Source organism: Flavobacterium mekongense (assembly GCF_047038255.1).
Classification (GTDB): domain Bacteria; phylum Bacteroidota; class Bacteroidia; order Flavobacteriales; family Flavobacteriaceae; genus Flavobacterium; species Flavobacterium mekongense.
In genome coordinates, this window is the sequence record NZ_CP174374.1 from 19,345 (window position 1) to 32,076 (window position 12,732).

Here is a 12,732-nt window from a genome sequence, read left to right on the forward strand (position 1 = left end):
TAACAATCAACAAAAGTAACAATTCAAACACATTATACAAGTATAGCGCTGACTATTAACAAAATTTTATTAACAGAATTTTACGGTCATTTCAACCCAAAAAAAACTGCTACAGATTAGCTGCTCGAATTCTGACTAAATAATAGTATTTTTGCAAACCATTTATCAAAAAAAATTCATGAGTTTTTTAAAAGAAATACAGCGTCGCAGAACATTCGGTATTATTTCACACCCTGATGCCGGGAAAACAACCCTTACGGAAAAATTGTTGCTTTTTGGTGGAGCCATTCAGGAAGCCGGAGCCGTAAAAAACAATAAAATCAAAAAAGGAGCTACTTCCGATTTTATGGAAATAGAACGCCAAAGAGGAATCTCGGTGGCTACTTCGGTTTTGGCTTTTAACTATCAGGATAAAAAAATCAACATTCTTGACACGCCGGGTCACAAAGATTTTGCCGAAGACACTTTCAGGACCTTAACTGCTGTTGACAGTGTGATAGTGGTAATTGACGTGGCCAAAGGGGTTGAGGAACAAACCGAAAAATTGGTGGAAGTTTGTAGGATGAGAAACATTCCGATGATTGTTTTTATCAACAAATTGGATCGCGAAGGTAAAGATGCGTTTGACTTGATGGATGAAGTGGAACAAAAACTCAAACTTAGTGTAACCCCTTTGAGTTTCCCTATCGGAATGGGTTATGACTTTCAAGGGATTTACAATATTTGGGAACAAAACATCAATCTTTTTAGCGGCGACAGCCGAAAAAACATTGAAGACACTATAGCTTTTTCCGACATTAACAGTCCGGAATTAGAAAAAATCATAGGCGAAAAACCGGCGGTTAAACTGCGAGAAGAGTTGGAGTTAATAGGCGAAGTCTATCCTGCTTTTGACCGTGATGCTTACCTCAACGGCGACTTGCAACCGGTATTTTTTGGTTCGGCTTTGAACAATTTCGGAGTTAGAGAGTTATTGGACTGCTTTGTGGAAATTGCGCCTTCACCGAGACCAAAAGAATCGGAAACACGATTAGTACATCCGGAAGAAGAAAAAATGACCGGTTTCGTATTTAAAATCCACGCCAATATGGACCCGAAACACCGCGACCGTTTGGCCTTCGTGAAAATTGTATCGGGTACTTTTGAACGAAACAAACCTTACACTCATGTTCGATTGAACAAGAATTTGAAGTTTTCCAGTCCGAATGCTTTTTTTGCCGAGAAAAAAGAAATTGTAGACATTTCCTATCCGGGCGACATCGTGGGATTACACGATACCGGAAACTTTAAAATAGGCGACACTTTAACCGAAGGCGAATTGATGAGTTTTAAAGGTATTCCGAGTTTTTCTCCGGAACATTTCCGCTACATCAACAATGCCGATCCGCTCAAAGCCAAACAATTGGACAAAGGTGTAGATCAGTTGATGGATGAAGGTGTGGCTCAGTTATTTACTTTAGAGATGAACAATCGAAAAGTTATCGGTACCGTTGGCGCACTGCAATATGAAGTGATCCAATACCGTTTAGAGCACGAATACGGCGCTAAATGCAGTTATGAAAACTTCCCGGTACACAAGGCTTGTTGGGTAAAACCGAACGACCCGAAAAGCGAAGAGTTTAAAGAATTCAAACGCATCAAACAAAAATTCTTGGCGCATGACAAATACGGACAATTGGTGTTTTTGGCCGATTCAGAATTTACCATTCAAATGACTCAAAGTAAATTTCCTAATGTAAAATTATTCTTCACTTCCGAATTTGATTGATAACCTGAATTTTATCTGATAAATTTTTTAAGTTTGAAAATGATTACTATATTTACCACCTGAAATAAAATGACTATGAAAGACTTTTCAAAAATATACTTATTAGCCTTTTTGATTTTTGCTGATGTAGCAGCTTTTGCCGGACCAGGAGACGACACAGGTGGAGGTGATTTAGGAGGAGGCGATCCGCCACCGGCACCGATAAATACTTATCTGATATTGATGATAGGTTTAGGGTTGCTTTTGGCTTTTTATTCAATAAGAAAATACAAAAAACAAATCAACTAAGACAGTCATATAAAGAGTTCCTTTTTAAGGAACTTTTTTTATACCAAGAATAAAAAAACCCATCCTTTCGGATGGGTTTTTTAATGCTATTGATTTAAGATTATCTTTTCACCAATCTTAAGGTTTTAACATTCTCCTCTTGAGTTACAACTACATTGTAAACTCCTGATGGATAACGCTCTCCTAAAGATACTACCGGCATATCAGCTGCATTTACCTCACGGGTCTCAATCAATTTACCAATCATATCATAAACCTTGATATTAACCGGTGCATCGCTTGAACTTTCCATGCGGAAACTAAACTGATAATCATACGGATTCGGATAGGCTACTACACTGAACAAACTTGAATCAACCGCTTTGGTCTCTCCTTGTCTTGCAGCTCCCGGTGATACTATCTCACATGCATCTCCATATGGCGACCATGAGCCTGCTGTAAATACTCTAACTCTTACACTGTAAGTTGTGCTTGGTGCATAGTTAGTGATATCATTAAACGTAAATCGGTTCAATGATTTTACAACTACTGATGACGATACTAACTCTAATGATTCATTATATCTGTCAACTGTAAACTCATATGCAGTCACTTTATCCAAACTTGAGGTACGGATTTGTGTCCCTTTGGTTGGAACAATAGCTCCTCCACAGTAGTTAGCCAAAGTTGGAACAGCCGGAGTAGTTACTGTACATGGCGCACCGTAATCTGAATAATCCCCAGTGGTTTTAACTGCTACATCTACTGCATAAGTAGTACCATAGTTGTAAGAACTCAACATTGTTAAAGAGAACCAATGAATTGTTCTGGTCAGTGTTTGAACTGCTCCGGTTGTTGTATTGGTTACTCGGAAACGATATCCGGTAGCACCTGGTAAACTAGTCGTAGAGATAATTGTACTGATAGTTGGCAACGTCTCTCCACAGTAAGTTTGTAACTGGGTTGTACCTGCTCCTCCTGCCGGTGCAATTACCGGTGGTGTAGAGTACAAACATGCAGGGCCGTAGTAACCTAACCATACATTGTTACTCGATTTTCTTACCATCACTCTTACAGAGTAAGTAGTAGCATAATCATAGCTCGATAACTCTGTCAAACTAAAGAACTGAGTAATCTTATCGATAGTCTGTACTTGGTTAGTAGTAGTATTGGTAACCTCAAATCGGTAACCGTTTACACCAGGGGTACTCACACAGTAAATAAACGAACTAATCGTTGATAATGTTGTACCACAGTTAACCATATTGGCTGTGATTTGGTAACCCTCATCTAATACTCCATTACAGTTATCATCAACTCCGTTGTATAATATCTCTACTACTCCTGGGTTAACCGCAAATATAGTATCGTCACAGTCTACTCCTAAATTAAGCAAGCTATAACCGCTTGGCTCAGTAGCACCGTAACAAAAGCTAAAGGTGTTGTTGTCAATGGAGTAATTATCGCCATCGGCATCAACATAAAAAGTACCTTCTTGATAGGCAGCACCATCATTTGGAGAACAATCGGTATTAGTTAATGAATATCCGGTTGGCGGAGTGTTAGCATCAACAGCACAAATACCACTTACTAAACTTCCGAAACCAACACCGTCACCATCAACATCTGCATAAAAAGAGAAAGTAGTATGTTTAGTGTTATCAGCATCATCACAATCAGTGTTATCCAATACTGCAGGATTTCCGAAAACTACAGGAACTCCGTCACAGCTTACAATACTTACAGCACCGTTTCCATAACCATCTCCGTCAGCATCAGCATAGTAAGTAACATTAGCACTTACAGCAATCACAGCGGTATTACCTGAACTTACAGTAAGTACCGAAGTAGCTAAATCAGTTCTTTCAATTTGGGTAATAGTCAATAACTGTCCGTTATCTGCTAAAGACAAAGTAACGTTGAACGTTCCGAAACCTCCGGCGTTAGCCACTACATTAGTGGCTGTTTGAACAGCACCACCATTTACAGTATAACTGATAGTTGAAGTACTGTTAGGTACAAGCCCCAAAACATTAAACGTTGCAGCAGTATTTTCACAAACAACATCGGCAGTTTGGAATACTGAAGTAAAAGTTGGGGGAGAAATTATAGTAGTTACACTCTGTGTGTTTGAATTAGCAGAAAGGCTGTTGGCACTAACAGCTCTAACTCTGTAATAGTAAGTAGTATTATCTTGTAAACCGCTAACCAATTCAGAGGTACTGTTAACTACTTTATCATTATAACCAGGCAAAGTATAATCAACCAAAGAAACTATGGCTAAATCATCAAATCTCCAAGGCGAAGTAGTAGTAGATGTTTTTTGGAATCTAACATAAACCACCGGTTCTGAAGAATAAGCCGATAAGTCTACCGAATAGGAATTGTATGAACCAGAAGGCACATTGCTGTGATCGTAGGTAGCCACAGTTGTAAATCCGTCTGTTTGACTAGTTGTTGATACTTGTACCGTTAATGTTTTTGCAGTAGTATTAGTTGTTCTACCCAAATTAAATGATAGTGAAGTTGGATAAGCAATTGCAGGAGTTGTTAAACTACCATTATTAGTATTAGCAACAGCTGCCGCTACTCCGGTTTTAACATCCGCTGCAGTAGTACTTCTGGCCCAACCTGTAGAAATAAATCCGGCTGGAGGGAAAGTCGTTCCTTCAAAACCTTCGCTTAAAGTGCTATTTACAGAAAACAGTGCATTGGTAGCCACATCCAAACGGTAACTTGAAGCACCCGGAACTGCATTCCAATTGGCGGTAAAGTTGGTAGCACCAACAGCTGTAGCTGCAGTGGCAACAGGAGCACTAACACCGAGTGTGGTGAAACTGCTTGGTAAAGCGTAGATGGTTCCGTTGCCATCTGTATAATATAATCTGTAAAAATATTGCGTGTTAGGCTCTAACCCTGTAACATCTCCCGGCATACCGGCAACTGTTTCAAATACAGCAAAATCATTAGTCAAACTGTATTGAAATCCATACTCAATAGGCTCTGTACAACCTGTAGAGAAACTACCATTCAAACTAGCTGTAGTAGCCGTGATATCGCCTGCCGGATTGTTTGAAACTACCGCCAATGTATTCACACCGGCACCGGTAACAGCAACATTTATAGTGGTTGCACCACCACCTGAAATGGCGATATTACCGTTGTAAGCTTGTACAGCAGTAGGTGATAACTTAACATAAATAGTCTCAAGAACCTCTCCGTTAACATTCGGAGTAAGGGTTAGTGAAGAAGTAAATGGTCCAAATCCCGAAACAGAAAAAGTATATCCTTCTAAAGGTCCTACTGTCACATCTTGACTGGTTAAATTCACCCCAAGCAAAGCGAATTCTCCATTGAATGCAGAGGTTGTATTGATACAAACATCTCCCATGGTTAACACCAACGGATCAGCTTCTAAAGTAGGGAAAACATTTACCAAAGTACTTTCTTGAGCGCTAGGGCCAAAAGCTGTTTCAACAGTTGCATTGTTTCTGGCTTTAACATCAAAAGTATACAAGCTATTACTTAACAAACCGGTTACAGTTATTGACGCTGGCCATTGCGGACTCAAAGCAGCTCCATTTTCATATTGCCAATATTCAGAAACACCTAAAGTTCCATCGGCTTGAACATAATATGTACTAGCTCCAACTTGAACTCTAATAGCAAACTGAGTATTAGTATTTGGTGCAACTGCGTTAGACAAATCTAAATCTAATGAGGTAGTTTGTGGATTACTGATTACTAATGCTGTAGTTGGAACCTCAGCCAAAGTGTAGAAAGTTACCGCACTTCCGTAAGCAGACCCATTGCTGTTTGAAGCGTAAGCTCTGAAAGAATACTGTTTGTTAGCGCTTAAAATTGAAGAAGTAGCTACAGAAAACGCTCCTGTCCCCGTGCTAAAGCCTGAATTTACCAAATTAGTAGTGCCCACACCACCAATAGTTGGGTTAGCATTAGCAGAAGTTAAAGCGATTACTGCCCCGTTTCCACTAATTGCAGAACCACCGATTTCGGTAACATTACCACTCAAAGTGGCAGAAGAAGCTGTAATATCTGTTGCAGGCGAAGTAGTTGTAACAGTTGGTGGTGCTGCTTCTACAGTACCATAAATAGTAACATCATCAAGTCTGAATGTCCCTGCAGCTGAGGCAGCAGTAGCAGTCAGATCAGCTCTTTGAGTACCATAAGGGTAAACTCTGAAGGTTACTGTACCTCCCATCGGAGAAACAAAATCCGCAAAATCCCAAGTTAAAACGGTACCTGTAGTTGGAGTAACCGGAGCAGCTCCCCAAGTAGTTGAAGTGGCAAAACCATTGGTACTGTATCGAACCTCTAACTGATTTGGAGCAGTGTTACTAGCTTGTCTGAAGAAAGAAACAGAAGACAAATTAAATCTGTATCCTGCTGCTGCAGTTACTGAAAACTCTATGTAAGAGTTATTATTAATGGAAGCGGTATTATTTAAAGTAGTTGAGTTAAAAGCATTGGCTAAATTTGTACAAACAATAGTATTTCTGCTCAATGCAGCTCCTGTCATGTTGCTCTGTACCACCGGTGTGTTACCTTGAGTAGGACAAGCGGCAGTACCGGTAAACTGGTTCAAGTATAATACACTACTTACTGTAACCGGCTGACCAACTGAAGTGGCTGCAGCATAGTTAGTATCTCCATCTTGAGAAGCTGTAATAGTTACACTTCCGGCACTAACAATGGTTAATGTGGTTCCTGAAATAGTAGCTACATTGGTATCTGAACTTGAAAAAGTAATAGGCAAACCGGAAGTGGTAGAAGCATAAGTACTCAAATTCAAAGGAGAAGACAAATTAGTTAAAGCCGGTAAAGCATTGAAAGTTATGGTTTGAGTGGCTTGACTAATAGAAGCCGATAAGCCGGTTGGCTGACTCAAAGCATAATTAGTAGCATCTGTACCGGTTAAAGTATAACCAGTAACCGTAACACTATGAGTTCCGACATTGGCGGAGTCAAAATTGGCAACCGGGGTTCCGCTAAGCACTACATCGTCACCATTGATTGGAGATGGAGCTAAAGTGGCTGTACCTGTTAATGCAGCTGTGGTATTGCCATTGTAAGTTTTATCAACAGCAGTTAACCCGCTTACCGTTAAAGCAAATGGATTAACAACTAAGCTTTGACCAACAGGAAGAGCAGGATTATGAGTAGCACTTCCTGCCTGAGTAGCCGTAATCGTTGTTGTTCCTGCACCAACAATGGTAACAACATCTCCTGTTACAGTAGCCACAGCAGTATTAGAACTGGTATACACTATAGGCTCTCCACCAGGATTATCTGAGGTAGCAGTTAATTGAAAATCGGCATCACCATAAGTAACAGAGGCTAAAGCACCGAAAGTAATGTTTTGATCTAATAAAGAGGAAGGCTCAATATTAGCAGTTAAACCTGAAGGTTGAGACAAACTGTAATTTCCTGCTTTGGTACCGCTTAATGTATATCCGGTAACAGTAACTGTTTTACCATTACCAACAGCAGCATCACTAAAGTTAGCAACCGGCGTACCTCCTAAAACAACGTCGTCGCTAAACAAAACGTTATTTAACACCGGTGTTCCCGATAAAGTAGCTGTGGTATTACCGTCAAATGTTTTATTGTTTGCAGTTAACCCGCTAATGGTTAATCCTAATGGACTTACAGCATTGCCACTGGCAGATGTTGTGATATTTACATTGGTAGCCGGACTACTTGACAAAACTACATTTTGCGCATTATAATTGCCAACATTCGCATTATCTTTTAATCTTACTAAGAAAGATATCCCTCCGGCATTGGCCTCAGCAGCGGTATAACTTGCTGTAGCACCATAAGAAACCACATCATTTCTGGATACCTCAAAACCGGTTGGAGCCGTAGCCACCAAATTATTTGTCAAACCTGATCCTGAAACGGCAAAAGATTGTGAAGCCGATGGCGTTCCGTATGTGGTTGTAAAGGGTGTAGAAGAAGTAGTCCCACCAGTGATAGAAACTGCTGAAGAAACAACACCGCTAATAACAACATCATCTAAACGTAAAACTCCTGACCCTGCAGAAGTACGAGAGCCATTAAGCCAACCTTGTATTTTGATCGTGGCTGTGGTCAATCCTGTTTGTCCAGATACCGCTTGATTTACTGTTAGCAAAGAAGAATCCGGAGAGTTTACAGCGTAAATGTCTGTAGAACCAATAGCAAATCCTACAGCTGAAGGACCTGCAGCAGTTGTATAGGACCTGAATGAAATATTAGTTATGGAAAAAGTATACCCCGAAGCTGCAGTTATCGTAAACTGAAAGCTTTTGGCTGTAGCCTGTGTAGTGGCATTCCACCCGGCAGTTTCCTCAACATAAGGCTCATTAGGAAAATAAGTTCCGGTAGTGATGTTAGTTTCAATAGTTCCGGCAGACAATGTCATATTACTTACCGTAACATTCGGATCTTTAACCGAAACCACCGTCGAACTGGTCGCCGGAAAATTAAATTGTGCTACTTGTCCGAAACTCTTAGCGGAAAGCAAGACAAAAACAAAAGCAAAACACCATGATAATAAGCGTTTTGACTTCTCAAAAAGTAGAGTATTGTTCATATTTGTTTTATTTGATTCAGCACAAAATTAGCTATATTTTCAATTTCAGTTAAATTTAATTATTAACTAATTGTTAATCATTTTCTTTAATTTTATTCATCGATATAACCTAACACTTAATCGATAAACCAATAAAAAAACCGCTAAAATTTTAGCGGTTTTTTACTACATTTTACTGATTGTGAAAAATTATCTTTTTACCATCCTCAAGATTCTGACATTCTCCTCTTGCGTTACAATAACATTGTAAACTCCCGTAGGATATTGTTCTCCTAATGACTGTAACGGCATTTCAGTTGAGTTTACTTCACGAGCCTGTATCAGTTTACCAATCATATCATACACTTTGATAAAAACAGGAGCATTACTGGAACTTTCCAAACGGAAGCTAAACTGAAAATCATAAGGATTTGGATAAGCTTCCACTGTAAAATAATCAGTGTCCGAGGCCTTAACTTCTCCTTGCTTGTCCGCTCCGGGTGAAACAATCTCACAAGCATCACTATAAGGAGACCATGAGCCCGAACTAAATACTCTTACCCTAACATTATAAGTGGTATTAGGATAATAATTAGTAATATCGTTAAAAGTAAATCTGTTTAATGTTTTTACCACTACTGAAGAGGAAATTAGTTCCAAATCTTCATTGTATCGATCAACGGTAAACTCATAAGCCGTTAACTTGTCTAGGCTAGCCGTTTTAATAGAAGTCCCTTTTGTGGGCACTATTGCTCCTCCACAATAATTGGTTAAAGTGGGAACCGCAGGAGTAGAAACATAACAAGGTGCACCATAATCGGAAAAACCACCGGTGGTTTTAACAGCTACATCAACGGCATAAGTGGTGCCGTAATTGTAAGATCCGAACATTGTCATTGAGAACCAATGCAATGATCTGGTTAGCGTTTGAACAGCTCCTGTAGTGGTGTTAGTAACTCTAAAACGATACCCTGTTGCACCCGGCAAACTGGTAGTAGCAATAATGGTACTCACACTTGGTATAACTTGACCACAGTAATTTTGCAACTGTGTTGTTCCTGCTCCACCGGACGGGGTAATTACCGGTGGCGTTGAATACAAACAAGACGGGCCATAGTATCCTAACCAAACATTATTGCTGGATTTTCTTAACATCACTCTTACAGAATAAGTGGTCGCGTACTCATAATTAGCCAATTCTGTTAAGCTAAAAAACTGCGCAGGTTTATCAATAGTTTGCACTTGATTAGTAACCGTATTTGTAATTTCAAAACGATAACCATTAGCTCCCGGGGTACTTACACAATATATTAAAGAACTGATAGTAGATAATGTTGTGCCACAATTTACCATAGAGGCAGTAATTTGATAACCGTCATCAATGGTGCCGCTGCAATCGTCGTCAAAACCATTATACAAAATTTCGGTTTGACCGGAGTGGACAGCTGAAAGACTATCATCACAATCACTGCCTAAATTTTGCAAACTGTAACCATCAGGCTCAACAGCACCGTAACACAAAACTGTTGTATTGTTATCAACTGAGTAATTGTCTCCGTCAGCATCTACATAAAAAACGCCCTCTCTATACACATTGATGTCGTTAGGTGAACAATCCGTATTCGTTAATGAATACCCAACAGGTGGAGTGTCGGCCGCTACGGCACAAACTCCATTAACCAAATCGCCATAACCCACACCGTCTCCGTCAACATCTTCATAGAAAGAAAAAGTGGTATTAATCATGATGTTTTGATCATCGCAATCCGTATTGTTCAATACATAACCGGAAGGAGGAGTTAAAGCATCAACCGCACAAACATTAATCAAACTTCCGGCTCCAAAACCATCATTATCGTTGTCGGCATAGAAAGGAAAATTAGCGTTTTTAGTTTGATCATTATCATCACAATCTGTGCTATTGGTTACAGCAGGATTACCCAAAATTATTGGCGCACCTGTACAACTTACTTGGCTTACAGCTGCATTTCCAAATCCGTCACCATCTGCATCTGCAAAATAGGTTACGTTGGGCAAAATTTCAAAAGAAGCTGCAGTTCTGCCACATCCCTGATTTAAAGAATTACCGGCATAAAAAGTAGTTATACCCGCTGTAGTTGTATTAGTCAAACCTGAACCTGCAATCCCTACCGGATTGAACGAAGTCCCTTGCCCAATGGAAGTCCCTCCTGTTGAGGCAACATACCACTCCACCACAGGAAGTAATTGTCCGCCAGATGGTGGGATTATATTCCACTCAAAACTCCCCAAATAAACACCACTTGAAGTAGCATATGTAGTTGAGATAAGTGTATAAGTTACTCCGGCTGTTAAATTAGTTATGATTCTGGGTTCGTCATCCGGACCATCATCATCATCTCTTCTTATAAAGGTCCCTGAGGCACAACTCCCCGGCACAAAATTCCCTGAAACAATATACCCCATGCCGTCATAACTATTGTTCTGAGTCATGGTAAACGTATAACTTCCGGTAACACTAACCCTAAATGGAGTAGCAACATAGTTCCTTGAATAAGGGCCTCCTGAATAAGTAAAGTCACAAGTAGCTGAATTGGTTCCTGTGTCAGGACGTGCCGCTACAGGTGTTGAAGCCCATGTTCCTTGTATGGTTAGTGAACTACCTAAAACAGCAGCACTTAAATTCCCAGAGCCGCCTTGACATATTGAAACTCCTTCAGCGGTAGGCAGTGAAAACAAATTTAAAACTTTAGAACTGCTTACTTCACCACAAGGAGACGTTCCTACAGCAGTCAAGGTTAAGGTTACAGATCCGGAAATCAAATCTGCTTCACTAGGAGTATATTCACATAAAGTCAATGACGTTTCATTATTTAAGGTTCCTGAACCATTAGTAGTCCAAAGTATACTGCTAAAATTTGTAGCTGAGGAGCCTCCTGTTATATTAATCGCACCGGTTGTATAGCATGTTGAAATAGCACTTCCGGAATTTGCGGTAGCTGGTGTTGCAACCTGAATTGTGACTGCATTAAAAGTTGCAATATTGCTGGAACACCCTCCTGAGGTCAAATTTGTAATTGTAATTGTTGCATTTCCCGCACTTGTTAGTCCGGTGGCAGTAAAAGTTCCGGTACCGGCAGTGCTAACTGTCATACTAGCTGTCAAACCGGATGCATTCGGCAGACTTCTGTTATAAGTTACCGTATAAACACCAGCCGGTAAAGAGTTGGTTGTACCGGTTAAAGTGACTACAGTACTAGTACCACCACTAGTACATATGCTACTGCTGGTTGGATTAGCTGTCAAAGCATAAGTCGGGCAAGTATAAGTTACAATTACTTGTCCTCTAAAACCACTACCTCCATTTCTATCTGTATTACTACTGCTTCTTCCACCAGATCCACCGCCACCTAACGCAGTAGCTGATATTCCATCTCCATTATTAGTCCTTCCGGCAGCACCGGCACCACCTCCACCTGCACCTGCGGCTCCGGCTGTTGTACCCGAAGCATTACCGCCGTCACCACTTGATCCGGCGCCCCCACCTCCGGCACCACTATTTCCGCCTGAGGCTGCAGCACCGGCACCACCATCGTAAGTAACACCTACTTTAAAGGCACCACCACTTCCATATTGAGGACTTCCGTCTCCGGTGGCGCCTCCATTACCTCCTACTGCCGTTACAGGAGTTCCTGAAGCAAAAGTAGAAGTCCCTCCGGCTCCACCATCAGCAGTGTTTGTTCCTGCAGTTCCGCCCTGACCAACAGTAACAGCGATTGTTCCACCGAGCGGATTCACAGTAACGGAAGGATTTAGGGTATAGGTCCCTCCACTTCCTCCGCCACCGGCTCTGGTTTGAGAGTTGGAACCATTAACGCCGCCTCCACCACCTCCGCCGCCCCAAGCTTGCACTTGGACATTGGTTACTCCTGCCGGAACTGTAAAAGTACCATTAGAAGTAAAAGTAGAACTTGTTTGGGCATTAATGTCAATAGTAAATCCAACCATGAAGAAAGTGCAACCAATAATAGTTTTTAAAGTTGCAAATCCCCGATTTTCAAAGAAAAGGCTTGTAATTTTTTCCATAATCTTCATTTTTAAAGTTAAACTTAAATGACTAGTGTAGGTAACAATTAAAATA

At 40.6% G+C, this 12,732-nt stretch carries 4 protein-coding genes; 2 read left to right on the forward strand and 2 right to left on the reverse strand.

The genetic code is table 11. From position 1 onward, the window contains the following. Nucleotides 1–178: 178 nt before the first annotated feature. Together ACJG85_RS00090 and ACJG85_RS00095 are read left to right on the forward strand one after the other, a co-directional pair. Nucleotides 179–1,768, forward strand: coding sequence for a peptide chain release factor 3 (locus tag ACJG85_RS00090; RefSeq protein ID WP_409679545.1), 1,590 nt, complete (start codon nucleotides 179–181; stop codon nucleotides 1,766–1,768). Between the two features lie 75 nt (nucleotides 1,769–1,843). After that, nucleotides 1,844–2,056, forward strand: coding sequence for a hypothetical protein (locus tag ACJG85_RS00095; RefSeq protein ID WP_412476646.1), 213 nt, complete (start codon nucleotides 1,844–1,846; stop codon nucleotides 2,054–2,056). A 100-nt stretch (nucleotides 2,057–2,156) separates the two neighbouring features. On the opposite strand, the gene ACJG85_RS00100 is transcribed toward ACJG85_RS00095, so the two are convergent. Together ACJG85_RS00100 and ACJG85_RS00105 are read right to left on the reverse strand one after the other, a co-directional pair. Beyond that, nucleotides 2,157–8,633, reverse strand: a complete 6,477-nt coding sequence (locus ACJG85_RS00100) for a YDG domain-containing protein (protein WP_412476647.1) — start codon at nucleotides 8,631–8,633, stop codon at nucleotides 2,157–2,159. A gap of 189 nt (nucleotides 8,634–8,822) precedes the next feature. Then, on the reverse strand, nucleotides 8,823–12,677 hold the full coding sequence (locus tag ACJG85_RS00105; protein WP_412476648.1) for a T9SS type A sorting domain-containing protein: 3,855 nt from the start codon (nucleotides 12,675–12,677) through the stop codon (nucleotides 8,823–8,825). Nucleotides 12,678–12,732 lie beyond the last annotated feature (55 nt).